20 protein-coding genes are annotated in these 24,482 nt (G+C 50.9%); 9 read left to right on the top strand and 11 right to left on the bottom strand.

Annotated features, from left to right (window positions below; translation table 11 throughout):
- Positions 1-14 precede the first annotated feature (14 nt).
- A complete protein-coding gene (locus tag NDI45_RS06775; RefSeq protein ID WP_190793627.1) occupies positions 15-794 on the top strand; it encodes an ABC transporter ATP-binding protein in 780 nt (259 codons plus the stop codon).
- 221 nt (positions 795-1,015) lie between these two features.
- Here the strand turns inward: NDI45_RS06775 and NDI45_RS06780 are convergent, their stop codons facing one another.
- From NDI45_RS06780 to NDI45_RS06800, 5 genes are all read right to left on the bottom strand, one after another.
- Positions 1,016-1,867 carry an Npun_R2479 family HD domain-containing metalloprotein gene (locus NDI45_RS06780; protein ID WP_190793619.1) on the bottom strand — a complete coding sequence of 284 codons (852 nt, stop codon included), beginning with the start codon at positions 1,865-1,867 and terminating at the stop codon, positions 1,016-1,018.
- A 213-nt stretch (positions 1,868-2,080) separates the two neighbouring features.
- Positions 2,081-2,368, bottom strand: coding sequence for a hypothetical protein (locus NDI45_RS06785; protein ID WP_190793620.1), 288 nt, complete (start codon positions 2,366-2,368; stop codon positions 2,081-2,083).
- A gap of 19 nt (positions 2,369-2,387) precedes the next feature.
- The gene (locus tag NDI45_RS06790; protein WP_190793621.1) at positions 2,388-3,452 is read right to left on the bottom strand and encodes an agmatinase family protein; all 1,065 of its coding nucleotides are present in this window, start codon (positions 3,450-3,452) and stop codon (positions 2,388-2,390) included.
- 371 nt (positions 3,453-3,823) lie between these two features.
- Positions 3,824-5,101 (bottom strand): polyamine aminopropyltransferase, encoded by a 1,278-nt coding sequence (gene speE, locus NDI45_RS06795; protein ID WP_190793622.1) that lies wholly within the window; start codon positions 5,099-5,101, stop codon positions 3,824-3,826.
- Positions 5,102-5,212: 111 nt separating this feature from the next.
- Positions 5,213-6,415, bottom strand: a complete 1,203-nt coding sequence (locus NDI45_RS06800) for a CapA family protein (protein WP_348246827.1) — start codon at positions 6,413-6,415, stop codon at positions 5,213-5,215.
- Positions 6,416-7,144: 729 nt separating this feature from the next.
- Between NDI45_RS06800 and NDI45_RS06805 the strand changes: the two genes are divergently transcribed.
- Positions 7,145-7,957, top strand: a complete 813-nt coding sequence (locus tag NDI45_RS06805; RefSeq protein WP_190792388.1) for a CAP domain-containing protein — start codon at positions 7,145-7,147, stop codon at positions 7,955-7,957.
- A gap of 7 nt (positions 7,958-7,964) precedes the next feature.
- Here the strand turns inward: NDI45_RS06805 and NDI45_RS06810 are convergent, their stop codons facing one another.
- From NDI45_RS06810 to NDI45_RS06820, 3 genes are all read right to left on the bottom strand, one after another.
- Positions 7,965-9,947: a hypothetical protein gene (locus NDI45_RS06810; protein ID WP_190792389.1), complete on the bottom strand. Its 1,983-nt coding sequence runs from the start codon at positions 9,945-9,947 to the stop codon at positions 7,965-7,967.
- 419 nt (positions 9,948-10,366) lie between these two features.
- Positions 10,367-11,404, bottom strand: a complete 1,038-nt coding sequence (csaB, locus tag NDI45_RS06815) for a polysaccharide pyruvyl transferase CsaB (RefSeq protein WP_190792390.1) — start codon at positions 11,402-11,404, stop codon at positions 10,367-10,369.
- Positions 11,405-11,543: 139 nt separating this feature from the next.
- Positions 11,544-11,981 carry a helix-turn-helix domain-containing protein gene (locus NDI45_RS06820; RefSeq protein WP_190792391.1) on the bottom strand — a complete coding sequence of 146 codons (438 nt, stop codon included), beginning with the start codon at positions 11,979-11,981 and terminating at the stop codon, positions 11,544-11,546.
- A gap of 354 nt (positions 11,982-12,335) precedes the next feature.
- On the opposite strand from NDI45_RS06820, the gene NDI45_RS06825 reads away from it, so the two are divergent.
- The 3 genes from NDI45_RS06825 to NDI45_RS06835 all read left to right on the top strand — a co-directional run bounded on the left by NDI45_RS06825 (position 12,336) and on the right by NDI45_RS06835 (position 15,421).
- Complete coding sequence (locus tag NDI45_RS06825; RefSeq protein WP_190792392.1) at positions 12,336-12,644, top strand: DUF2499 domain-containing protein; 309 nt, start codon at positions 12,336-12,338, stop codon at positions 12,642-12,644.
- Positions 12,641-12,967, top strand: a complete 327-nt coding sequence (locus NDI45_RS06830) for a DUF3593 domain-containing protein (protein ID WP_348246828.1) — start codon at positions 12,641-12,643, stop codon at positions 12,965-12,967. Before NDI45_RS06825 ends, NDI45_RS06830 begins: the two co-directional genes overlap by 4 nt.
- 393 nt (positions 12,968-13,360) lie before the next feature.
- Positions 13,361-15,421: a protein kinase gene (locus NDI45_RS06835; protein WP_348246829.1), complete on the top strand. Its 2,061-nt coding sequence runs from the start codon at positions 13,361-13,363 to the stop codon at positions 15,419-15,421.
- A gap of 443 nt (positions 15,422-15,864) precedes the next feature.
- Here the strand turns inward: NDI45_RS06835 and NDI45_RS06840 are convergent, their stop codons facing one another.
- Positions 15,865-16,602 carry a hypothetical protein gene (locus NDI45_RS06840; RefSeq protein ID WP_348246830.1) on the bottom strand — a complete coding sequence of 246 codons (738 nt, stop codon included), beginning with the start codon at positions 16,600-16,602 and terminating at the stop codon, positions 15,865-15,867.
- Between the two features lie 432 nt (positions 16,603-17,034).
- Between NDI45_RS06840 and prfC the strand changes: the two genes are divergently transcribed.
- Complete coding sequence (gene prfC / locus NDI45_RS06845) at positions 17,035-18,675, top strand: peptide chain release factor 3 (protein WP_348246831.1); 1,641 nt, start codon at positions 17,035-17,037, stop codon at positions 18,673-18,675.
- Between the two features lie 200 nt (positions 18,676-18,875).
- Positions 18,876-19,301: a DUF6335 family protein gene (locus tag NDI45_RS06850; RefSeq protein WP_348246858.1), complete on the top strand. Its 426-nt coding sequence runs from the start codon at positions 18,876-18,878 to the stop codon at positions 19,299-19,301.
- Positions 19,302-19,738: 437 nt separating this feature from the next.
- Here NDI45_RS06850 and NDI45_RS06855 read toward each other — a convergent pair whose 3' ends face one another.
- Positions 19,739-20,638 carry a phytanoyl-CoA dioxygenase family protein gene (locus tag NDI45_RS06855; protein ID WP_348246832.1) on the bottom strand — a complete coding sequence of 300 codons (900 nt, stop codon included), beginning with the start codon at positions 20,636-20,638 and terminating at the stop codon, positions 19,739-19,741.
- 543 nt (positions 20,639-21,181) lie between these two features.
- Here NDI45_RS06855 and NDI45_RS06860 point away from each other — a divergent pair.
- Positions 21,182-21,904, top strand: a complete 723-nt coding sequence (locus NDI45_RS06860; RefSeq protein ID WP_348246833.1) for an ABC transporter substrate-binding protein — start codon at positions 21,182-21,184, stop codon at positions 21,902-21,904.
- Between the two features lie 225 nt (positions 21,905-22,129).
- Entirely contained in the window at positions 22,130-23,629 is a 1,500-nt protein-coding gene (locus NDI45_RS06865; protein WP_348246834.1) for a glutamine synthetase, read from the top strand.
- A 172-nt stretch (positions 23,630-23,801) separates the two neighbouring features.
- Here the strand turns inward: NDI45_RS06865 and NDI45_RS06870 are convergent, their stop codons facing one another.
- Positions 23,802-24,296 (bottom strand): single-stranded DNA-binding protein, encoded by a 495-nt coding sequence (locus NDI45_RS06870; RefSeq protein ID WP_190793222.1) that lies wholly within the window; start codon positions 24,294-24,296, stop codon positions 23,802-23,804.
- Between the last annotated feature and the right edge of the window lie 186 nt (positions 24,297-24,482).

Raw genomic sequence — 24,482 nt, forward strand, 5'->3', positions numbered from 1 at the left:
TTTCGGAGCGATCGATGGGGCGATCGGCAACGGCTTTTGCGCCCCTACTAGCTGCAAACGGGCTCTCGAAAAGCTTTGGCGGTATTCATGCGGTGGATAATGCGTCGATCGACGTGCTTCCCGGCAGTATCACGGGGCTGATTGGTCCGAATGGAGCGGGCAAAACAACGCTGTTTAACCTGCTGTCAAATTTCATTCGTCCTGATCAGGGGCAGGTCATTTTTGACGGTTCTCCGATTCATCAGCTCCCGTCCCACAAGATTGCTCAGCAAGGGCTGGTTCGCACTTTTCAGGTTGCCCGTGTGCTGTCTCGCCTGTCGGTGATGGAAAATATGCTGTTGGCAGCCCAGCAGCAAACCGGGGAGAATTTCTGGAACGTCTGGCTGCGACCGGGGCAAACCGCAAAAGAAGAGCGACAGCAGCGGGAATATGCCAGCGAAATTCTCGCCTCGGTGGGTCTATCGCATATGGCGCAGTCCTATGCTGGGTCACTTTCAGGCGGACAGCGTAAACTCCTGGAAATTGCCCGTGCAATGATGGTGCGCCCCAAAATGATTTTGCTGGACGAGCCTGCTGCCGGAGTCAATCCGACGCTGATCAACCAAATCTGCGACTACATCCGCTACTGGAATCAGCAGGGCATGACTTTTCTAGTGATCGAACACAATATGGACATGATTATGTCGCTGTGCGATCGAGTCTGGGTGCTTGCCGAAGGACGCAATCTTGCCGAAGGAACGCCCGCCGATATTCAGCGCGACCCCAAGGTGCTGGAAGCCTATCTAGGGCAGTAGAAGACGAGAGTGCCACCCGTCCTAAAGCATTACGCTTGCGAGGAAACGCGAACTCTGCTCTCAAAGTCTCCCTTTTTATTACCGGGAGAGATTTAGGGGAATCTCAACCCCTTGAGACCTCTACCAAAAAGCTTCTCAGCCATCCGCTTCGATCGGTAGGTAGCGATCGCTTCGCAGTTTCCTAACGGGGCAATCGCCCTACTCACCGTTCCGCAATCTGCCTACGCTTCGCTGAGTTCCGGCTCTACGGGCTCGTGTTCCACCACAAACACATTCGAGTAGAGATTGGCGATAATCTGCTTACCCTGCTGGGTTAATTCCAGATAGCGTAAGCCATCCTTCACATAGGGATAAACGCCATTCCAGTAAAACTTGGGATAGTTTTTTCGCAGGTCACCCGGATGCCGATAGCCGAGGGATTTATTCACCCCGGTTTCCTCGAATTCATAGAACAGGGCACTAATTTTTTTCAGGTAGCGCGGGTCGCTGAGTTGCCCGATCAGGTCTGAAGCGCGAATTAATCCTGGATAGTTGAGGGTGTCCTGATGGTCTTCGGCTTTGGGTACTGGGAAGCGCGTCAGTTCAATATTTCGCTTCACTCGCTCGGCATCGATCAGGCTATGTCCACCAAACCGCTCATCGACGAATAGTTTGGCGCGATCGACATGGTAGGGAGTCAGCCCTGCATCCGAGGAACCAGGAGGTAAATGCACCATTTCCCCATCTTTTCCGGTTGCGTACCAGCCTTCTTGATCCTGCCGACACACGCCTTTCACATAGCCAATGTCGTGGCAGACCAGCGAGATAACGAAGTGCAGCCAGTCCTCGCAAGACACGCCGCCTTCACGAATGTGCCGCCCCCGCAAAATCTCCTGCCCGACCAGCGTGACTAGAATCGTATGCTCAACATTGTGGTAAAGCGCGTCGCTGTTGGCAATGTTCTCTAATGCCATTGCCCCAACCCAGCCAATGATGTCTTCGTAGTCGTGCTTCCAACCGCCATAGGTGCGGCGATAGCCTTCCTTCAACTGGGAGACAAAGTGATCAATCAGCAGTTCTGTGGCGTTAAACATGGAAGTTTCTTGGCGTGGGAAGCAGGGAAAACAGGATTTGCAGAACAAGATAAGCGAACACTGACCACCGAGCAAATGGCTGCTTTGGATGTTGCTTTAGTATGCCCAAAGGAAGGGTGCCGATCGCAGCTATAGTTACCCTATCGCATCTAAAAACAAAGAGATGTGAGCTGATGCAACAGTTTTACCTTGATTTTTCCTAAACAGAATCCATCACAAAATGTCCTGCACCATTTGAATCAGGCGATCGAGATGCTGCTCACAAAAGGCTTCTGCTTGGGGCAGAGGAATTCCGCGCTCGATCGCGTAGGTTTCGAAGGCGTTGTAGATCATTGCCTCTGCGATTTCATGCTCTTCCTGTCCCACTGCCCAGCGATACTCGATGCAGCCGCGAATGATCTGCTCCACAAGCTGCCGCTCGTACCGTAAATCGGCAATCAGCTGATCAGCGATTCCTTCGGAGTTGTGCTCTGTGCCAAACGACTGATCAGAATCCATCAAGAATTTATCTCAGAACTGCTCAATACGGCTGCTGCGACTGAATCATTGCGCTGATAATGCGATACAGCACCCTTGCGCCCACGTTTCCATTCCATTCGCTAGTGCCAGGAGCAACTTCGCACAGATCAAAGCCAATGACCTGCTTGCCCGATCGCGCTAATTGCTTTAGCAAATAGGTAATTTCAGAAAATTGCAGTCCGCCCGGAACCGGAGTGCCTGTGTGGGGACAGAGCGACGGGTCGAGTCCATCGATATCAAAGCTGACATAGACTGTATCGGACAAATTCGAGAGAATGTCTTCGCAGATCAAATGCCAGGTTTGTCCCGTAAACAGCCGCTCTTTTAGCGTCCAGTCGTAAAAGGGAACAATGCGATCGGCTGAATTTTGGATGCGATCGGCTTCCATGGGAGAAAGATCGCGAATGCCCACCTGCACCAGTCGGCTGATTTGGGGCAGCTTTAGCGCATTGTCCATGATCGATGCATGGGAATATTCAAAGCCTTCATAGGCCACTCGCAAATCCGCATGGGCATCGATGTGCAAAATGCTGTACTCGTCGTAAATTTTTGCCAACGCTTGCATCAAGCCCAGCGGCGAACTGTGATCGCCACCCAGCACTCCCACTTTTTTGCCGGACATGAGCAGCTTGGTTGCTTCTGTTTCCAGCCAGGAGTTTAAGTCGATCGAAGCTTGATTAATTTCATTGATCAAATCCGTCCAGGCTTCCGGCGATTCGCCTTGTTCTAGGGCAGCAATATAGTCTGTGGCTTTGGTGCGAAGGGCATCGTTGCGATCGAGCCACTGGGCAGACACTTCCTGAGCCGCCACGCCCACTTCCCAGATCCGAATTCCTTCCGGGTCATGCAGGTCAAGCTGGGTCGAGGCATCAATCACTGCCGCAGGTCCGCATGCGGTTCCCGCTCCATAGGAAACGGTGACTTCCCACGGCACCGGCACAACTACCACTTTTGCCGTTTCGGTCGTATAGGGCAAGCCAAAAATATTTGCCGTTTTGCTGCCCACTCCGTTGGGATCATAGCCAGCAAGCAATGTTTCAGAATCCGCAGAAGCAAAGTTGACCATAGGACGTTATGAGTAGGATAGTTACTGCCCACCGATCGTTTTACCGCAGCAGACAACTTTGTTGAATGTTGAATTTGCGTTGAATCGCATCGAATTGTGTGTGATTCGTAGGATGGGTAAACGAATTGTTGTGAGAGGATTGTTTGAAACGTCGTAGCTGCGACCCGCCTCCAGCTCTCGAATGCTGGGAAACCGAATTAACTTTATGACTCTCAAAGTCCCTTATTCGTGGGAGATTTAGGGACAATGCAGGACACCTGCGACTCCTCAAACCTCCTCCTACTACAGCGTTCAAGGTGTAACCCAGATTCAATCATTGATATCGCGGCTACACCCAACCCACCCTACGGTTGATTCATCTTTGGAATTCGCTACACCAGCAGTTCCCGCACAAAGTTCGGCAGGGCAAAGGCAGCAGAATGCACCATTTCATTGTAATATCTCAGCCGATGATGCTCTGAGAACTGGTGCGCTCGTTCGGTGTCAAACGATTTCAACGGATGGGCACTCCCTTTCGAGGCATAGGCAAAGCTCCACATTCCAGTCGGATAAGTGGGAATGTATGCCAGATAGGAATGCACCTGACCCGCGCCAAAAATATCGCGATGACACTGAAACACGGACTGAAACACCGCAGCGTTAAACATCGGCGATTCGCTTTGTGCCACCAAAATACCATCGTTGGTCAGGCAGCGATGTACCTGATGATAGAATTCCGCGTTGAATAAGCCTTCCGCAGGCCCAACCGGGTCGGTAGAATCAACGATGATCAGGTCAAAGCGGCGATCGTCGCAGTTCTTGACATACTCAATTCCGTCTGCAACGTGAATTTTGAGCTTCGGATGGTCAAGGGCAGAGGAGATTGTCGGCAGATATTGCCGGGAAGAATCAATTACGTCTTCGTCGATTTCGACCAGGACGACTTCTTCCAGGTTTTCGTGCCGCAGCAGTTCACGCACCGTGCCGCCATCGCCGCCGCCAATCACCAGTGCCCGCTTGGGATCGGGGTGGGTCAGCATCGGCACATGGGCAATCATTTCGTGGTAAACAAACTCATCCTTTTCGGTACACATAATCATGTCGTCCAGGATGAGCGTATTGCCAAACTTGTAGGTCTGGTAGATTTTGATGTCTTGATAAGGCGACTTTTTGCGATACAGCAAATCGCCAGAATGTCGCAAAGAAAAAGCACAGTCTTCACTGCGCTCTGTCAACCAAACATTACGGTTGTAGTGGGGCGCGATCGGAATAGGAGCAGGGGTGAGTGGAGTAGTCGGAACTTTCTGCTGTTCCTGAAGCAAACGGTAGGAACCGCGCCACATTTCGGTTGCAGAGCCGTATTCTGCCTCAAACGCTTCCTTGAGCAAATGATAAGCCGTCCAGGTATCAACACTGTCGCCGCAGGTAAAGAGGTCAAGCGATGCAAAGCCGTATTCAGGCCAAGTGTGAATTGCCAGATGGCTTTCCTGAATCACTACCACTCCCGACACACCAAACGGCTGAAAATGATGAAAGGTAGAGTTAAGAACCGTTGCGCCTGATTCTTTCGCTGCGTCGATCATACTCTGCTCAATGTGCATTACATCGTTGAGTTTTTCGGCGGCACAGCGGTAAAGCTCAATCACAAGATGTCTACCCAGTGCTTCCATTTATCACCTTCCTTGGGAAAAGCTAAAAGTCACAAACCTCTAATATTACCGTAGAAAATTCCCCTTGACCGAAGAGAGTAACAGGTTCTTATTAAATCTATCTAAGGATGTCTATCGATCGGTTCGTACTAAATAGCCCATCTCGTCAACCACCAGCGGTGTTTCTGGAAAATCGCTGCGCGTCAAGTTTCGCACCAAAATCACGCTCTGAAAATAATCGTCCAGATAAGGAATACCGTAGCGATCGAGCGCGACCGGAAGCACTCTGCCAGAAATAAACTCCCCTTGCGGATCTAGCTCTATTTGCAGCACCATCGAATAGCCCAACGCACCCACGGTAGATAGCGTTCCGTAGCCCATAAAATTGCCGAGTGAATAAGCAATCAATCGATCGTTATAAAGCTCGACCGCTCTCGGCACATGGGGACCATGACCCAAAATCACATCCGCGCCCTGATCGATCATGAAGCGGGAAAATTGCAAGATGTTGCCACGATTTTCGCCAAAGAAATACTCGGTTCGATCGCTTACACGAGTTTGATCGCTGCCTTCTGCGCCCGCATGAACCGAAATAATCACTAGATTGGCATTTTGAGAGGCTTCCTGAACGAGTTTTGCAGCCGTGTCTAAATCGTGCATTGAGTTATGATCGCTGAAATAGCTAAAACCAATCCAGGCGATCGTTGTTCCTTTCACTGGTGTATAAACAATTTTTCCTTTTTGTCCGATTGCTTTCATCCCGGTTTGTTCAATTTGGGCGATCGTTTCTGTAAATCCCGGCTCGCCAAAATCAAACGTGTGGTTATTCGCAACGTTTAACACATCAAATCCCATTTCTTTAAGCATTTGGGCATACACAGGCGGCGTGCGAAAGGCAAACGTCATTCTCTGACTCGTATTTTTTGCGCTGTAGGGATAAGTCGTCAACGTGCTTTCAAAATTGCCAAAAGTGATGTCGGCTTCCCCCAGAAAAGGCTTAATTTTGCCAAACAAAAGCTGAGTTTCCTGCGCTAGTGCTTCTCCCGGTTCTGCGGGTAAAAGACTGCCCTTAGAATTGCTGCCCGGAATCAGATCACCGACTGCACTAATCGTAATGCGATCTGTTTTTGGAGAAACGGGTATGAGTTGATGCGTCGGCGAAGCAAGTGGAAACATTGCGACAGCCTGATTCACCCCTGGAGAAATTGAGGTCAGGGTCAGTTGTTTCACAGTTCCCCAGGCGAGTCGTTGCTTTACCTGCATTCGATTGAGCAGGGCATGGGTGACTGTACCCAGAATCACTCCCACCGTCAATCCCACAATAGCCAAACGCATAAACGAATCGGTGCGATGATGTTTTCTTGTTTCCCGCTTCATTCGTTCGATTTCCTGGTTTCCTATAATTCGCCCTGCTATCGCTGCACCCGTGTTTTTTCTGGCACGGAGAGTATCTGATAGTATATCTAAGATGTATTAAACTAATTCGTTTTCTACCCGTTCAAAACGTTATTTATTGTGGCTTACTTGTGGTTTGCTTGTGGCTTAAACGGGCATTGCTTAATGGGTAATAAGGATCTTCAATTTATGCAGAAGACCTCATGATTGCGATCGCGCTCACCACCATGCTCACCCCCACGGATGAAACGCGATTTTCAAAGCAGATTTAGTCATTCATGCATTGCGATCGAACTGTCGGTACTTATTAGATATTGCTGTTGAGTATCACGGTTGGATACTACTGCAAAGCTCAAACAACTGCTTAACAAACGATCGAAACAGGTAATCAAAATTTGTCTTCTATCGGTAGGTTGAGATGTTAGATGTGATTTTGGTCACATGACCGCGTAGGAAATGATTTTTTCTGCAAATATCTCTACTTGAAGGGCTTCTCGCTAAAAACCAATTAATTCAAGCAGTTCAGCTTTAGTGTTTGATTAAATATGCCTTTATCCGAGGATGTTCTGAGTTGAAGCAAAGCCGTAAAAGTACGGACTGTATCAAAAAAAAGTCTAATTTTAGACAATTACACTGACTGTTTTTTTCGTCGCAGAACAAACACTAGCAATGCCCGTTCTTAGAGCAGAGACAGTGCGTATGCGATCGAAAGATTTCAGAGCTGCTAGTACCGCTAAAGTTCTAATGGCTGAGGACAGCAGCACCGGACGGCTCAATTCTTTGACCCCGGAGCGGCTTTACAAAATTCACTCCCAACAGCGCGGCTGGCTGAACCTTTCCTTATCCCGACTTCAGGCGAACGCAAATCTTGAACTGTTCAATCAGCAGGGCAAACTGTTGAGTCAGTCTAGCCAGCCTGGGCGCACCAGCGAAACCATTCGCCGTGAGGTCGGTCCTGGAACCTACTATGTGCGAGTTTCGCGCCAGCAAGGCAAAACGCGCTATCAATTGAAGCTCGACCAGGAACCCGTTCAGGTCGGTCTGGCCAACCTACAGCTTCCTCTGCCTCAAGCCCCAGATCCGATCGTCCAATCGGTGTTAGACATCACCAATCAATATCGAGCACAGGCAGGGTTGTCGCCCTTGCGCTGGAACTCTGTGTTAACGGCAACCGCGCTGGCTCATAGCCAGGACATGGCGTTGAATGACTTCTTTGGTCACACCGGTTCGAATGGCTCTTCGCTATTTGATCGATTGCGGGCAGCAGGCTATGGCTACGACAGCGCAGGAGAAAACGTAGCAGCAGGCTATGCAACACCAGAGAACGTGGTGCAGGCGTGGATGCAGAGTTCTGGTCACCGAGCTAACATTCTCAACCCAGAGTTAACGGAACTGGGAGTCGGATTTTTCTTGATGGAGCAAGACTCCGGTACAGTTCAGTCCCGCTACTACTGGACACAGAACTTTGGCACACCTGCGTAAGGCGGCTTCAGGTCGGCAGGGGCTTTGAGTCTTCCTGCTGCAAAAACGATGGAAGTTCGACACTGCTCAGCGATCGCTTTGCCTTTACAGGGCGGAACGGATGCAAAAGCGGTGAGGGCGCGTTTGGGTTAGCAGCCAGGGCTGGAATAGAGCTTTTCTGCGTGGCTGGTTCGGTGGGCGGTGTTGAAATTTGAGGTTCTGTTACACCAGTTTGTGGCTTCGAATTGAGGGGGGCAGAAGTCGAGGAAGGATTGATTGAGGGAGGATTTAAGGGTTGGGCAGGCTGTTCTGACTCATCGAAATTGAGTGATGCAAACGCTGTCAAATCGCCTGTTAAACTTGCTTTGACTACCTCTTCTGGAGCAACCTCAATCAGTCGCGCCAGGTCTTGCCAGAGGGCATCTTCCGCTTCGGACATTGCAGAAGCCAGCAGGCGATCGGCGTCAGAAACAATCACGTCATCGGGGTCAGCAATAGACTCAACTAGTGGCAATTCAACAGCCATTATTTCAGGAGATTCGCCCTGCATTGGCTTGGTTTCTGCCATTTCTGCTTCTGCCGCTTCTGTACTCACGGTTTGAGAACTTACGGTTTGAGGACCCACCGTCTGAGACAGCAAAGCCTCCACAAAGTGATCGGCGAGCGGTTGAACGACGGCATCCAATTGGGTCAGCAGATCGGGCGACGGCAAGATTTCAGCCGAGGTCTTTAGGTCGTAGCTAATTGAGACAGGAGGGGCTGGCTCTAAGGCAGTAGCTTCTGCGGCAAACTGCGAAGCGATCGGCTCTGCTTGAGGTTGAGCGGTAGTTTGATCAGCCTCAACAAACACTTCCTGCTCTTGGAGCTGATCTTCTGCGGTATCTGATGCAGTTGCACTGAGCGGAGCAAGCACCGGGAGCTGAACTGTGATTGGATTGGAGCGGACAGGTTCTTCGATCGCCTTTGGTTCTTCGATCGGAGCAATTTCAGACAGGAGTTCTGCGACTTCAGCCGCTGCCTGATCTGCCTCTAGGGAAGCCAGTTCATCCGCACTCTTGAACCGCTTCATCCAGGGAAGCAGCGACTCTTGCAGGACAACAGGCTTTGACCAGGGTTGAATCTGCTGTGCTTTGGGCAGGAGGAGGCTATCGATCGGGGGAGCAATCATTTCTGTGCTGGAGTCCGTTTGCGGCATCGGCATCTCCAGACATTTTTCGAGCGCGGCTTTAAACTGAAGTGTGTATCGCTGCTGACGTTGAAGCCTTGCCTGCAAATCGCGGCAGGTTCCTTCGGACTGCACTAAGGACTGCACCTGTTCGTTGTATCGCTGCTGAAGTAGGGCAGCCTCCCGCTCAAGCTGGGCAGCTCGCTCCTGGCTACTTTCCAGTTCTGCCGTAAGCGTTTCGATCAGGATGTGCTGTCGCTGGTTGGTTTGATGGGCAAATTCAAGCTGGCTAAACAGGTTGGCAATCTGTGCCTGAGCTGTTGCCAGATCTTCAGACTGGGGAGTAGCAAACGCTTCAGGCGATCGTTCGATTTGTCCTTTTAGGGCTTGTTGACTGCGTTCCAGGGCTTCTTCAAGCTGGGAAACGCGATCGAGCAGCACCCCATTACATTGATTTAATTCTTGAATCAGGCTGATCAAATCAATCAGGTTCGGCGGCTCAGATGACTGGGGAAGCTGTTCTGACAGAGCAGCCGTGAGCGACTCAGAAATCTCGCTTGCCGCAGGCTTTCCTGATGCTGACCCTGGACTGGCGATTGCTGGGCTAACCCCGCTCGACGGGCTAACGACTACAGGCGCAACATAAGCGTTAACCGGGGCCGTAAGGGGAACTTCTTGCGACGCTGACTCATCTAACGCTAAAGGCTGCACGTCTGGCGATTCGCAGGTTGCTTCGGTCTTTGCCAGTTCAGAATCGGTCAGTTCGGGAAAAGGATTCCACCAGTCTAGGGAAGATTCTAGTCCTGGTTCTGCCTGAGGCTTCAAAGGGAAATTCGGTTCACTCATAGCTTCCACTCACAAGGGCACGCATCACCTAAGCTCAATTTCACCGCACGGCAGACTCCGTCCGGCTAAACTCACACCATCTTGATCGACACAGACTATTAGGAAACAACACATCTGAGAAACAGCACACCAATCCTCAAATCTTGCCGAATTCGCTTGAAATAGGGAAGATTTCCTCTACTTCGGCTGTTCAACTTTCTTCAGATCACCCAATCTCAGTCCAGCCTGCCGCACACGCTTCACTGAGACTCTTAACTTAGTAACATAGAAAATCGGTTTAGCAACAGATTTATAAGTTAGTTAATGGTGTTGCCCGACTGCCGCTCATCTTACTGCCGCTCATCTTATAGTTAAGGACTCGGTTAAGCAAGTGGCTCGATCGTCTGGCGCAGCCACTCCGCTGAATTGACTTGACTCCCCTAACGTAAAGCCGATCGCAATACTTCCTGATGAATCAGCGCTCGATCGACCGTTGCCTGAATTTGAGCTGGATTCAGGGCATCGCCATTGGCAAATAGCTCCAGCCAATCATGGGTTAACGCGCTCGCCGTCGTCGGCAGGGAGTCCAGCGTCGCACCTGACATTTCAAAATCCTGCATGAGTTGGCTCACCTTGGGATCATAGCTGATGGCATAACAGCGACACTCCGCCGCCGCCGCCATAATCAGCGCATGAAGCCGCATCCCGATCGTCATCTCTACTCCTTGAAACAAGCCTTTGAGCTGCTGAGGATCGATCAGCGTCAAAATACGGCTCACGCCCGGAAGTTGCGGCTGGATCGCTTCGGCGATCGCGAGATCCTGGGCGGGCTGAAACGGAACGAGCAAAATACAGGTTTGCGTTGCCTTCTGAAAATCTGCCAGGGCACGGGTTATCAGCGTCAGGCGATCGGGTGTAAGGCGCGAGTGGGAGCGCAGGGCAACGGCAACCCTGGGCGCAGGCAAATCCCACAAACCCGGAACGGGCAGGGATTTCAGTGCCCAGACTGGATCGGGAGCCAGGGTCAGCGGCACTTGCCAGGAATCTACCTGTGAAGCCGACGCACTGTCTCGAACACTCACCGCAGTACAGCCTCGAAAAGACTGACGTGCCAGCCAGCCAGAGATCGATCGCCGTAAGGGACCCACACCCTGTGCCCAAGCGATCGTGCGTAAGCCCATCTGCTGGGCTAGCAGCATCAACCCCCCATAGTAAAAGGGATTTAGGGCACTGGTGGCATCTTGCATCAGGCTTCCGCCGCCCCAAACAAACGCATCTGCTCGGCGAAATGCTTGAACGATCGCAGGTAAGGATTTGCGCGGTACCGCTTCGACCTGATACTGCTTCTCAGTTTCGATCGGATTGCCAGAAAGTACGATCGGCTCAACGTGAGCAGGCAGCATTTGCAGCAGCGTTGCCAGCAGTGCCTCGTCGCCGCCATTTCCCATACCATAGTAGCCGCATAGTACTGCCCGCATTTTTGACTTCCCCTGGGTGCGTTTCTCCTAAAACAATACTGGAGAGAGGGGGTGGATGGGTGGATGGGTAAATGGGTAGGGGAATGAGGAGTAGGGATGAGGAGTGGGGATGTGGAGGAGTAATCGCGTATCCACCCTGCTATCGGGAATTCCCAAACCGCTGCAAATATTCCCACCCGCGCTGTGCCCACACGCGATCCCGTCCGGTCTTCTCTGCGATCCACTGAGCAACTTTGGGACCAGACCAGCTTCCTCCATCGGGAGCCGTGCCCTGAAGCACCTGTCGGAGTTCCTGCTGCTGTTCAGGGGTGAGCAGCGATCGGGGGGTAGGGGGTTGGCGTTCTTTAATGCGATTGCGGACGGATTCCGGTCCCTCGCTGTTGTAGCGGCGCACGATCGTTTTGGCGTAGTCGTAGTTCAGCCCAACCAGTTCTGAGGCTTGCTTGATCGTCCATTGTTGTGCCACCAGCAGCAGCAAATGCCAGCGACGTGCTTCAATCCGGTCTTTGGTTTGCTTATAGCGATTCTTTAACTCTTCCAGCGTCAGGTAAGATTCCAGGCGAACTTTAGGGGACATAGCAGGCATAGACATTGGGGCTGAGGAATGAATGGAGAACAAGGAAAGGTGTGAATCACAATGCGAGAATCAGGAGAGCAGGTCAACGCGACTCTCCGTAGATTCAGCAAAGTATTTCGTAGTGAAGATTACATCACTACTTTCTTCGATCGAAATTCCGTTGTCTGCTTTAGCAGCAGTTTTTTATGCAATCACCCGAAATTATGAAGCCTCTGTAATTTTTCGCAGGTATTTTCCTCAGGTTTGGTTCGCTTTGATTCTGGTTCGCTGCTAGATGGGCATTGAGAAACGGATAGAGCCTGGTTCGGGCTCGCAAGCTACAATACAATCTGATTGTTTTATCCATGCCCCCTCATGCACGCCCTTTCGATTCCCACCTGGATGATTCATGTCTCCAGCGTGATTGAGTGGATCGCCGCCATCTGGCTGATCTGGACTTATAGCGAGGTAAGCCGCAATTCTGCATGGCGTGCCCTCTCGTTTGGGATGCTGCCTGCGCTCATTAGCGCGATGTGTGCCTGTACCTGGCACTTTTTTGATAACAGCCCTGCGCTGGAATGGCTGGTGATGCTGCAAGCTGCAACTACGCTGATTGGTAATTTCACCCTGTGCGCGGCAGGCTGGTGGATCTGGCAAAGCCGTAAGGACACCCCGATCGCATGACTCCCGAAACCCTATTTGGTCTATCCCTGTTCCCCTATCTTGGTTTCCTCTGGTTTCTCACTCGTTCGCACCAAATGCCCCGGCTTGCCCTGATTGGCTTTTATATGACGCTGGTGTTTGTGGGTGTGACGATTCCTGCGGGAATTTACGCAAAAGTAGCTTACGGTGAAGCTCTTGCTAATGTGGACTGGTTGCATGGCAGTGCAGAGTCATTTTTGACGCTGGCAAATGTGCTGGTAGTGCTGGGCTTTCGTCAGGCGATCGTGCAGGCAACTGCCCAGAGGAATGCCCCAAGAAATGCCAAGCTAGAGGAGAAGGGCTAGGGAAAAGCGGCGATTTTTGTAGAGTGCGATCGCTTCAGAATGTAGTATCCAGCCTATGATTAAATTTAAGATTTAGGCTAGGGCAATTACTGTGCTAAAAGAATTTTTCTCAAGGAAGTGCTGAGGTTAATGCTAAGGAATGCCAAGGTTTGATGCCAAGCTGTCAAACTATCCAGAGCATTGAACTGGCTCTATGTTGAGGAACAATGTTGAGAAACATTGAAATTGTCCGCTGGAGCGTGGGTTCCCGTCGGGAGAATGACTGGGGCAATTCATGATCTTGTCGCTGCCTGATTTACGTTACCTTCTGCCCGTTACACTGCCTGGCTTGGGCATCTTAAGGTTAGGAGGAAAGATTAGGAAACAACCCTTCGCCTGAGTGCACTACCCGCTATGATTTGCTGTCTCAATCCTCACTGCAAGAAACCGCTCAACTCCGCGAGTGAAACAATCTGTCAAGGCTGCGGCAATGCTCTGATCCGCCTGCGAGGTCGGTATCGGGCAGTGCAGCCACTCGGACAAGGTGGATTTGGCAAGACGTATTTGGCAGTTGACGAAGATCGACTGAACAGCAAATGTGTGATCAAGCAGTTTTCGCCGCAAATTCAGGGAACGAAGTCTTTGGATAAGGCGGTTCAGCTTTTTAACCAGGAAGCGGTACGGTTGGACGAACTGGGTGAGCATTCCCAGATTCCAACGCTGCTAGCGTATTTTGAGCAGGAACGCTACCTGTATCTGGTGCAGCAATTCGTCGAGGGACAAAGCCTGCTGCAAGAAATGCGGCAAAATGGGGCGTTTAGCGAACGACAGATTCGGGATGTGCTCTCGGATGTGTTGCCCGTGCTGCGCTTTATTCATCGCCATCAGGTGATTCACCGAGATATTACGCCTGCCAATATTTTGCGCCGTCAGTCAGACGATCGCCTAATTCTGATCGATTTTGGCGTTGCCAAGCAAATTAACGAAGAGTCTGCCGGAGAGCAGGGAACCCGAATTGGCACAGAAGGATATGCGCCAATGGAGCAGTTTCGCGGCGGCAAGGCATATCCTGCCAGCGATCTCTACAGTTTGGGGGCAACCTGCCTGCACTTAATGACGGAAACTCGACCCGACAACCTTTATGACCCGCTCAACGGCTGCTGGATTTGGCGAGAATATTTGCGCAATGACAAGAAAACGCTGGTAAGCGATCAGCTTGCCCACATCCTGGACTATATGCTGAAGGATCTGGTCAACGAACGCTATCAGTCTGCCGATGAGGTCATGCGTGACCTGAATGCCGACTCCTTTTTCCCCACTGTGGCGCAATTGCCCCTGGCGAGAACTGCAAAGCCGCCCATTCAGCCTGTTGGCTTGGGGGGACAGCCGATCAGTGCTCCCAAACGAGCCACCGTACCGCCTGCCATAGCCAGTAAACCGCCTTCGTCTAAACCCCCTCTGTCTAATCCGTTTGCCTCTACTCCGCCCACTCCAAAGCCACCTCAGGTCCAGCCGCCCTGGGAGAGTTTGCCTGCGACACCCAATTCGGGTCAGCCTAACGTGATTTCGAGTCGGGGCAGCAATCGATCGTCCCGCGCAATGCACATTCTCACCGGACACGCTTCCTGGGTAACGTGCGTTGCTATTGGCCCCAATGTTCAAAAAGTGGCAAGCAGCAGTCTGGATGATACAGTGCGGATCTGGGATGCCATGACGGGTCAAGAAATGTCTATCCTGAAAGGGCATAGCCGGGGCGTCAATACGATCGCCCTCAGTCCTGATGGCAAAGCCCTGATTAGCGGCAGCGATGACTACACGCTTAAAATCTGGAATGTCAGTACGGGTACGCTGCTGGGAACCCTGACGGGTCACAGTCGCGATGTCAATGCCGTCAGTGTTAGCCCCGACAGCAAACTGTTTGTCAGCGGCGGCGAAGACCGCACGATCCGCATCTGGAGTCTGACCACGGGCGCATTAATGCGAACTCTGAGCGGTGAAACAGGCATGATTCGGACGCTGGCAATCAGTCCTGATGGCAAACTGTTGGCAAGTGGTGCATTGGACAACAAAGTGCGGCTCTGGAATTTGACAACGGGCAGCCCCCTCCAGGTTTTATCGGGCCACCTCAACTCGATTAATTCGATCGCCTTTTGTGCAGATGGCAAAACGTTGGTTACAGGCAGCAAAGACAAAACGATTCGCGTCTGGAACTACCAGACCGGGGAAATGCTGCGATCGCTGGCTGAACACACTCGTGATGTGAATGCGATCGTGATTACGCCAAACGATCGATTGCTGGTCAGCGGCAGCAGCGATACAACCATTCGCATCTGGGATTTAGCAAGCGGTCGAGTGCTAATGACCTGGGCAGATCACGCCGATGCTGTAAACTCCCTGGCGATTAGTCAAGACGGTAAGCTGCTGGTGAGCGGCAGTTCAGATAAAACGGTGAGAATCTGGCAGTTGCCAACCTGAAAACTGTTCGATCCTCCTGAACTCCCTGCAAGAGGGATTTGAGCCTATCGTTCTAATATGCTCATCAATTTGCCTTGTGCAAAAGGAGCAGGGACGATCGGCGTAAATCTTGCCCATCGATCTACAATCAACACAGCCTAAACATGATTGCTAAAAACCTGTTTAGGGCGATTACTCCTTCGGGGAACTGCGAAGCAACTGGTTTTGAGGCAGGGAAGGAGGATTATACAGAATATTTCTACCTAAACCCCTGAATTAGGCTCTTATACAGAATTGTTTCCGTCTAAACAGCTAAAGTGAGATCCTATGCGGAGATATTTCAGCCTATATCGCTGCCCAGGGATCTTAGGCAGAAGCATTCAGTCTAATAACTTGTTGGGCTGCTTTAAGTTATCTGTGGAGACAGTAACCCAGAGGTTATTTTGTCAGGGTAGAACAAGTGCTTATAATTCTTTGTACTGTGCAGACATAGCATCTTCAAGTTTTTGGTACAGTTCTTCCCACTGGTCTAATAGCCATGAATATTCTGATTCGTGCATCTCTCGCTGACGTTTATCCAACCACAAATAAAAGTTGTCTATCAACGAATAGTATTCATCAATGAGAGTGTCGAGGGGTATTTGATCATTTTGGGCTTCAAGATAGTGTTTTGAAGGTTTTGTCCAGCTATCCCACTTCAAAAGCTGCTGCTTGCTGAGTGTCAATTTAACTGTAGAAACAGCGAGATTTTCAGAACTCCCAACTGGTGACACACGTCGGAGTTTGAATTGGGGACTAACAAATGGAAATTTATTATGTAGAACATAGGACCGTAAATCTTGGACAAATACACGAACAGGTATACTTGCTAGCTCTTTGCTAACTTTATTTTTATATTCCTTATGAAAATCTGTTCCAATATATAAACTTTCAACAATATTTCTAGTGTGATCAATGAGAGCTTTTGCTGAGGCGACAAAATTTAGAAATAACTGATAAGTTTTTTGCTCTAAGGGATGATACTCCCATCTAAGAGGTTTACGCTTGAAAACATCTGAATTGAGAAGAAGATCGATATCGTTATGGGCTTCTAGGTGTTGTCTGAACAGAAGATAATTCTCTCTAAACGTATAAAGACTTAATAATAGTTGCCGCATATTAGAATACGCTTTGATATGAAAAGATTGCTCAATCTTCTTCATCTCATTCCGTATCTCCAACCCTGTTCTTGCCATAAGCTATTCTTCTGTTCTCAAAAGTTAAGTTCTTTAATAAAGCAAAATTGAACCCACTTTGTCTTCATAGTTTATTCAGTTATCAAGACGCTGACCAGATTAATGTGGTATGAGCAGTGTGCACACCAGCTCAACACTTCACGGCAGCGGACGGACGAGAGCTGCCTGTGGAGATGCTAGGGTTATCTACCGCTGCTGCGTTTTGCCGTTAGGCAAACCTCACACAACGTTACGATGCACCTAGAGTGGCAACCGATGACCAATCATGTCATTCCTCAAAGCAATGCGAATGAAATCATGGTTAACGTTGATCAGCTCGATCGCCTCTCTTCTATGCTGCTTTTACCTCCTGCCCGACAACATTCTTTATAATGAAAGTTGGGTTTACAGAGCTTGAGAATGTCCACTGAACTCCAGACCGAGATCCAGACTGAGATTGCTGCTGCCGTTGAGAAACGCCGTAACTTTGCGATTATTTCCCACCCGGACGCCGGAAAAACAACCCTCACCGAAAAGCTGCTGCTGTACGGGGGTGCGATTCATGAAGCGGGAGCGGTGAAAGCTCGGCGAGCGCAGCGTCATGCAACTTCGGACTGGATGGCAATGGAGCAGCAGCGGGGGATTTCGATTACCTCGACCGTGCTGCAATTTCAGTACGACGACTACTGGATCAATCTGCTAGACACGCCGGGACACCAGGACTTTAGTGAAGACACCTATCGGACGCTGGCGGCTGCGGACAATGCGGTGATGCTGGAGGATGCGGCGAAAGGTCTAGAACCCCAAACCCGTAAGCTGTTTGAAGTTTGCCGGATGCGCGGCATTCCAATTTTCACCTTCTTCAACAAGCTCGATCGCCCCGGACGAGATCCGTTTGAGCTGATGGACGAAATCGAGAAAGAGCTGGGGCTGAAAACCTATGCAGTGAACTGGCCCATCGGCATGGGCGATCGCTTCAAAGGCGTGTTCGATCGACGGGAGCGCAAGATTCACCTGTTTGAGCGATCGGCGCACGGCAGCCGTGAGGCAGTAGATACGGTTGTGGATCTGGGTGATCCGCGTATTGAGGATCTGTTGGAAACTGATTTGTACTACAAGCTGAAGGAAGACTTGGAACTGCTAGAAATGGCGGGCACAGAGTTTGATCTGGAAGCGATTCATGCAGGCGAACTGACTCCGATATTCTTTGGCAGCGCAATGACTAATTTTGGCGTTGAGCTATTTCTCAATTCCTTTCTGGACTATGCCCTGAAGCCCGGTTCACGCCGCAGTACATTGGGCGAAGTGCAGCCGACCGAGCCAGAATTTACCGGGTTTGTGTTCAAGCTTCAGGCGAATATGGACCCACGCCACCGCGATCGCATTGCCTTTATTCGTGTCTGCTCTGGTAAGTTTGAGAAAGATATGGTCGTGAGCCATGCGCGATCGGGCAAAACGGTGCGGTTGTCTCACCCGCAAAAGCTGTTTGGGCAGGATCGAGAGTCGCTGATGGAAGCGTATCCGGGCGATGTGATTGGTCTGAACAATCCGGGCGTGTTCGCGATCGGCGATACAATCTACAGCGGTCAGCGACTAGAGTTTGACGGCATCCCAATGTTCTCGCCGGAGCTGTTTGCTTATCTCAAGAACCCGAACCCGTCGAAGTTTAAGCAATTCCGCAAAGGGGTGAGCGAACTGCGGGAAGAAGGTGCGGTGCAGATTATGTACTCAGTAGACGAGGCAAAGCGCGATCCGATTCTGGCGGCAGTGGGACAGCTTCAGTTTGAAGTGGTGCAGTTTCGTCTGCAAAACGAGTATGGCGTTGAAACCCTGCTGGAACCGTTGGGCTTTAGCGTGGCGCGATGGGTTGAGGGCGGTTGGGAGGCACTGAATAAGGTTGGTCGCCTATTCAATACGGCAGCTGCAAAAGATAGCTGGGGTCGTCCTGTCTTGCTGTTCCGCAACGAGTGGAACTGTCAGCAAGTCGAAGGCGACCACCCGGAGCTGAAGCTGAGAAAAGTTGCGCCTGTGGTTTCGGGGCAAGAGCCGGAATCGATTTAAGGGAGTTGGGGCGATCGCGGCTAGCTATGATTGTTCTCAGCGTCTAATCTCTCTTCCCGCCGATCGCCTTTCTGCCTAATTAAAGATTCGTTGCGGTAAAAGCTTCGGCTAACCTTGCAGCATCAGCAAGAATGCGGGAGTGACCTATGCGCGAAGAGATGCACTCAGACGCTCGCGATCCGGGCGAGTTTAGAGGCAATATGCCTCCTGATTTGGAAGACGAGGCAACCGAAGAAATTATTTACGGTGATGATGTTCCTCAGGAGCTTACGGAGTCGTATGGGACGGGCGTTCACGATCTGCCAGGACTGAATATTGGCGGACGCACCATGAACGATCGCCGTAATGGAATTCCTGAGGACTATGAACAGGTCGTAGGCGGCGATATTGACTCTGATCCTTATCAAGCCAGCACGGTCGGCGATGAATCGGTGGGCGGCACGGTCAATACGCCGGATATGGACATCGTGGACGAAATTGGCGCAGCAGTGGGGCTGGAAATGGACGATCGTGCCTTTCTGCGAACCGAAGACATTCTGGAGCAGCGTGACGATCGCCGCTGGGAGCTTGACCCCGAATCCTCTGAAGATTACGGTGTGCGGCGGCAAGACCGGGAAGAAGTATAGTGATGCAAAGCAGTCTCCTTGTTCAGAAATAGGAGTCGCCCGGAGAAGCATTGACCCGACTTAAAACTTGAATTCTGGATCGAGACGCTGCAGAAGTTTGACCTATCCTCAGCATTGGAGTAGTGATAAAACCATGCGACTTCCACCCGCTGCATTGGGGATAGCAGACGTACCCTAGCCCACTGCTTTCGTAAGCGATTCCCATTAGTCGGAATCAATGGTCTCCTAAATCATTGCCTCCTAAATCAACTGCCTCCTAAATCAACAGTGGAGCCTGAGCCAGTGCAGAACTTTCATAGGGGACGCACTGGTTTTTAGCAAGATGAATCATTTCACACAAACAATCTGTGTGACAACATCAATTATCTGTTTCCCTTTCGGCGGTTCGTCTGAAACTAAGTAACGCACGATCGCTGGACAAAACCTTACCTTATCAATTAAGCGATCGACCCCACTCGTGATAGCAAACCATCCTTGCAGTAATCGGCTAGGAAGGACGATCGATCGCCGTCTTTTGTCCACAGAATTGGGAAAAAACTTTCGTCCATGGTAGTGTCGTTGACCCGCTTATAGCGTCCATAAATGTAGCCTGCTTTGTTTGTAGGATGGAACTGCGCGTTAGAGGGAAGCGTGTGCAGTCCGATGCTGTGAAACACGCCTTCGGTGCGGGTTGTTTTGCATAAGCCGTGCCAGGTCCGTCCGGTATGAAAGGCGCAGCCGCCTGCAGGAACTTCTACGAAGACCAGTTCCGGTTCTGTCACGCCTGCATTTTCTGCTGCCTGCAACATTGCCCAGCGATAGTCCTTTGTGGGGGCATGGAATTCGCCTTCCACGTTCACCAGATCCCACTTGTGAGAGCCTCTGGCATAGACCAAGGTTCCATCTGCGGGAGTGGCATCGTTGAGCGCGATCCAGCAGGTCATCATTGCGGGGGGATTCAGATAATCAATATATGCTCCGTCCTGATGTAGCGCAATTTCCTTTGCACCCGGCGGCTTCATCCACAGACTGTCTTGTCCGATTCTGGCTCCATCCCAGCCTGCCAGTGCTGCCGACAGTCGCCCAATTTCCGCCGACAGCACCAGACTAGCGATCGTCAAATCACACTTCCAGGCATTACAGATTTCCCGCGTGATATCCGGCAAACTTAGCCCTGGTCGCCAGTGCCACTCATCGGGATAAATGCCCGTCTCAAACTGACCGTGAAACAGTGGCTCTATGCGATCGACTAACTGCTGAGCAAAATCCGGCGGCAGAAAGTTTTCCAGAATTAAAAATCCGTCTTCCTGAAACTGCTGAATCTGTGCCTCGGTAAGTTGAATGGGGTGGTAAGTCATCGTTTTTGCTGGCCTGAGGGTGAAGAGAAACGGATAAGGTGATCGGCAGGGTTAAGTGATGCGATCGAATGCTGAACGCGATTGGATGAGAAGTTGTTTAAACGACTGCCCTGTCCCGAACCGCCCCCTTAGCCCCCTAATCTTGAGGGACACTAAGCCAATCACGCTCACACTCAAAGTTTCCCTCGCTCTTTTAGAGCGGTAAGTCAAAAGTTGAGGAATTGAGGGGGCAATGTAGGAGATAGGCTACTTTCCAAGCAACCTCTCAAAAATAAAGTTCACCACGATCTTTACTGAAAATCCTTACTTGTTATAATAAGCTCACTCGTTCGAGAAAGTGTATTTCTGGCTACGTCCCACGACACTTTTTAAGTATTGTTTTTAAGTATTATTTATCTTTGTCGCTCAATTTCATCGAGCATATCTATTGCCTGATTGCTTGAGTTTTTTTCGCTATCTTCTAAATTCTTGATTTTGATTAGGTTCATCGCGATCTGATATTTATTAAGTTCACGTTTCGATTCTCCTATTCTTCAACAATTCATGACATCTCAAACCTTAACCACTGTTGAAGCAGGCTATTTGCGTATTATCGCCAGTGACTTCGATGCCCGTCCTATGACTAATGTAAGCCAGGGAGTGCGATCGGGCTATGAGCCAGATTTGGTAAGGCTTGTGTGCGCTCGACTGGCCTTGGAACCTGTGTGGCATAATTTACCCATGAATGAGTTTTATAGCCGTGCCCAGAGCGGTAAATATGACGTGGTCTGGTTTAATCAGGCAATCACCGAAGAGCGACAGGAGTGGGTCGATTTTACCCGTCCTTATGGTTTGTTTGATGAAGCAGTTTTAGTGCGATCGAACAGCGAAATTCATACGATCGCAGACCTGGCTGGATTAAAAGTGGGCGGCTTGGCAGACAGCACCAATATTGCCCTGGTTGAGACTTTCTCTGACGCGATCGCTGTTCCCTTTCCCGGCAGCGACAAAGTGCTTCCCGAAATGCTAGCGGCACTTCGATCGGGTGAAATTGACGCAGTAATTGATGATGAACTGGTGCTAATTGTCCCCGCGGAGGAAGACCGTTCTCTGCGCGTTGCGTTTACGCTGCCGACTCAGGTTCCGTTTGGGATTGGCGTTAGAAAAGGACAAATTGCGCTGCGGGATGCCCTCAATGAAACGCTGGAGGCTCTGATGGCAGATGGCACTATGGCACAGCTCTGGACAAAGTGGATTCCCTGGAAACCGTTTCCGTTTGGTCAATAACGATTTGATCAATGATGATTTGATCAATGATGATTTGGTCAATGACGATCGCAGGAACAGGGAGAAAGAAATCTAAAACTCGTATTGTGAGATACAAACTTGTTATAACAATTTGAGTTTAGTAGACACCAGAGGAACGGTTCAACTTTAGATTCGCAAAACTTCGCAACACTTCTCAACCAATACGCTTTAACTACGCTCTAACAATAGGGGGGAGGACGATCGGTGACAGGCATTTTAACAAAGCTTGAGACATTAACCGACGTGGAAGCATACGTTTCTGCGGATGGACGGGATGAGCAGGTTCAACAGGTTCGCGCCAAAATTGATCAGCTTGGCATTCAATACATTTACTACCAGTTTATTTCCGTCACGGGGCGCGTTGTGGGTAAAGGTGTTCCCGCCGATCACTGGGAATCGATCGCCGCAAAAGGCATTCAGTTGGTTTACGGCTCCACGGCAAATCTGTTTCTCGATCGCTATCGCAACTACATTGGCTATGGTCCTGAAGCGGCTGAACTGGTTGCCATTCCCGACCCGGAAACCTTTTGTCAGTTGCCTTGGGATAAGCGAGTGGCGCGGGTGTACTGCGTTTGTTTTCGCAACCGGGAAGAAGAAGTTGATCCGGGCGCATTCCTCACCTCCGACTGTCGCGGCAACCTGAAGCGCATTCACGCTCAATTTCAAACCGAACACGGGCTGCATTTACGACACGGCTGCGAACCCGAAATGATGTGGCTGAAAAAAGGCGCAGACGGTCAACCGGTGGGCGGCGTGACGAAGCCAAACTGCTATCACATCGATCAGTTTGAAGAACTGCGTCCGGTGTTTTTGCGCGTGATTGAATACGGCCGGGCAATGGGTCTGGATATGATCCAGGGCGACCACGAAGACGCACCCGGACAGCTCGAACTGAATTTCACCTACGACGATGCGCTGCGGACGTGCGATCGCCTCACCACGTATCGCCAGATCTGCGCCCAGGTTGCCCGCGAGTTCAATCTGATTGCCTGCTTTATGTCGAAGCCGTTTATGGGCGTGTCTGCTTCTGGCTGTCATCACAATCTTTCCCTCTGGCGCGATGGTGAAGAAACGCTGAATCCGTTCGGCATGGAAGACCTGCCCGGAATGCCCGAAAACTTCACCTACCGCAAAGGCGGCGAAAATACCTTTATGCCCGTTCCGGAAGGTTCGAAGCGAATGCCGGGGCCGATTGGACTGCACTGTATCGGCGGCGTGATCGAACATTTGGGCGCCCTCACGGCGATCGGCTGTTCGACAGTGAATTCCTATCGACGGCTGTGGGATACCGGGCTTTGGGCACCCGTTTACTCCGACTGGGGTTATCAGAATCGTACCTGTGGCCTGCGGGTTTCAGCTCCCGGTCGGTTTGAGTATCGCGCTGTTGATTCGATGGTCAATCCTTATCTAATGGCATCTGCGCTCCTGAAGGCGTTCGACGACGGCATCAAGCGCAACCTCGACCCCGGCGAACCAGAACAGCGCAATCTCTATGAGGCAATGGAAGCCGGGAAGCAGGTGAAAAAGCTGCCGATGTCCCTGGGGGAAGCCCTCGATCGCCTGGAAGCCGATGAGGTCATTCGTGCTGCAATGCCTGGAGAAATGTATCCGCTCTATGCCTGGTACAAGCGCGACGAGTGGGAAAGATTCCTGGCAACCACCAGCAATTGGGATATGGAAACCTATCTCGACTGTTTGCCCTAAACCCTAACGAACGCTGCTCAACGGCCAGAATAAACAGTTGGGCGGCAACGGTACGGTAGTGTATGGCAATGCCTCAAAATTACGTTCCCATGCAAAACGAGCCAGTAACTCGCAAGTGCAAGCCTGGCTGCTAACTTTACACGTTTCGGCGGTTGATTTTAGGTTGTGGGATTTAAAAGGGAATTTCGTCGTAGTCTACCGGGTCAGCAGCAGGTGCAGCGTATGCAGGGGGTTTGCTCGATTCTGCTTTTGCCGATTTGCCGATCGCTGGCTTGACGGTGGGAGTGGGCGCAGCAGGGGTGGCTTTAGGGGTTGATGCAGCAGGGGCACTGGGGGCACTGGCAACGGTGGTTAGGGTAGCATCTGCGTTGACGTGATGAATGCGCTGCGCGGTGAGTTCTGCCCGCTTTTCTTTGAAGCCTTCCTGACGATCGATTGTATTCATGTTGAGTCGCCCTTCAACGATGATGCGATCGCCCTGGTGATAGCGTTCCTGGATTTCCTGCGCCAGGTTACCCCAGCCGACCACTTTCAGCTTTGAGGGCGGGTCGTCGTCACGCAGCCCGGGGAACTGCACCCACATTTCGGCGATCGGTGTTTGGTTATCCGGGGTGTAGCGCAGTTGCGGGTCTTGGGTCACTTCTCCCATCAAAATGCAGCTATTCATAGGTCAGCAGGCTCCTGACTGTACAAATGTATTACTTCGGGTTACTATCTTACTTTAAACCAGGAGAATGGGGATTGGTATAGAAAAATCAAGGTTAGATAAGTTTGTTCATCCGAGCCTGCGCTCTGAGCCTGTGCCAAGCCAGACATCTCTGTATTGTCCCCCTCCCTGGTTCTGCTCTCCTCG

It is taken from the genome of Leptolyngbya sp. GB1-A1 (assembly GCF_039962475.1).
GTDB lineage: Bacteria > Cyanobacteriota > Cyanobacteriia > Elainellales > Elainellaceae > Leptolyngbya_A.

What these genes read in the sequence shown, in the direction of transcription:
- NDI45_RS06825 (WP_190792392.1), top strand. Translation starts at nt 12,336, where the DNA reads ATGCACGCCCTTTCGATTCCCACCTGGATGATTCATGTCTCCAGCGTG.
- NDI45_RS06830 (WP_348246828.1), top strand. Translation starts at nt 12,641, where the DNA reads ATGACTCCCGAAACCCTATTTGGTCTATCCCTGTTCCCCTATCTTGGT.
- NDI45_RS06820 (WP_190792391.1), bottom strand. Translation starts at nt 11,981, where the DNA reads ATGTCCCCTAAAGTTCGCCTGGAATCTTACCTGACGCTGGAAGAGTTA.
- NDI45_RS06855 (WP_348246832.1), bottom strand. Translation starts at nt 20,638, where the DNA reads ATGACTTACCACCCCATTCAACTTACCGAGGCACAGATTCAGCAGTTT.
- NDI45_RS06805 (WP_190792388.1), top strand. Translation starts at nt 7,145, where the DNA reads ATGCCCGTTCTTAGAGCAGAGACAGTGCGTATGCGATCGAAAGATTTC.
- NDI45_RS06800 (WP_348246827.1), bottom strand. Translation starts at nt 6,415, where the DNA reads ATGCGTTTGGCTATTGTGGGATTGACGGTGGGAGTGATTCTGGGTACA.
- NDI45_RS06850 (WP_348246858.1), top strand. Translation starts at nt 18,876, where the DNA reads ATGCCTCCTGATTTGGAAGACGAGGCAACCGAAGAAATTATTTACGGT.
- NDI45_RS06860 (WP_348246833.1), top strand. Translation starts at nt 21,182, where the DNA reads ATGACATCTCAAACCTTAACCACTGTTGAAGCAGGCTATTTGCGTATT.
- NDI45_RS06870 (WP_190793222.1), bottom strand. Translation starts at nt 24,296, where the DNA reads ATGAATAGCTGCATTTTGATGGGAGAAGTGACCCAAGACCCGCAACTG.
- speE (WP_190793622.1), bottom strand. Translation starts at nt 5,101, where the DNA reads ATGGAAGCACTGGGTAGACATCTTGTGATTGAGCTTTACCGCTGTGCC.
- NDI45_RS06840 (WP_348246830.1), bottom strand. Translation starts at nt 16,602, where the DNA reads ATGAAGAAGATTGAGCAATCTTTTCATATCAAAGCGTATTCTAATATG.
- NDI45_RS06835 (WP_348246829.1), top strand. Translation starts at nt 13,361, where the DNA reads ATGATTTGCTGTCTCAATCCTCACTGCAAGAAACCGCTCAACTCCGCG.
- prfC (WP_348246831.1), top strand. Translation starts at nt 17,035, where the DNA reads ATGTCCACTGAACTCCAGACCGAGATCCAGACTGAGATTGCTGCTGCC.
- NDI45_RS06790 (WP_190793621.1), bottom strand. Translation starts at nt 3,452, where the DNA reads ATGGTCAACTTTGCTTCTGCGGATTCTGAAACATTGCTTGCTGGCTAT.
- NDI45_RS06780 (WP_190793619.1), bottom strand. Translation starts at nt 1,867, where the DNA reads ATGTTTAACGCCACAGAACTGCTGATTGATCACTTTGTCTCCCAGTTG.
- NDI45_RS06775 (WP_190793627.1), top strand. Translation starts at nt 15, where the DNA reads ATGGGGCGATCGGCAACGGCTTTTGCGCCCCTACTAGCTGCAAACGGG.
- NDI45_RS06810 (WP_190792389.1), bottom strand. Translation starts at nt 9,947, where the DNA reads ATGAGTGAACCGAATTTCCCTTTGAAGCCTCAGGCAGAACCAGGACTA.
- csaB (WP_190792390.1), bottom strand. Translation starts at nt 11,404, where the DNA reads ATGCGGGCAGTACTATGCGGCTACTATGGTATGGGAAATGGCGGCGAC.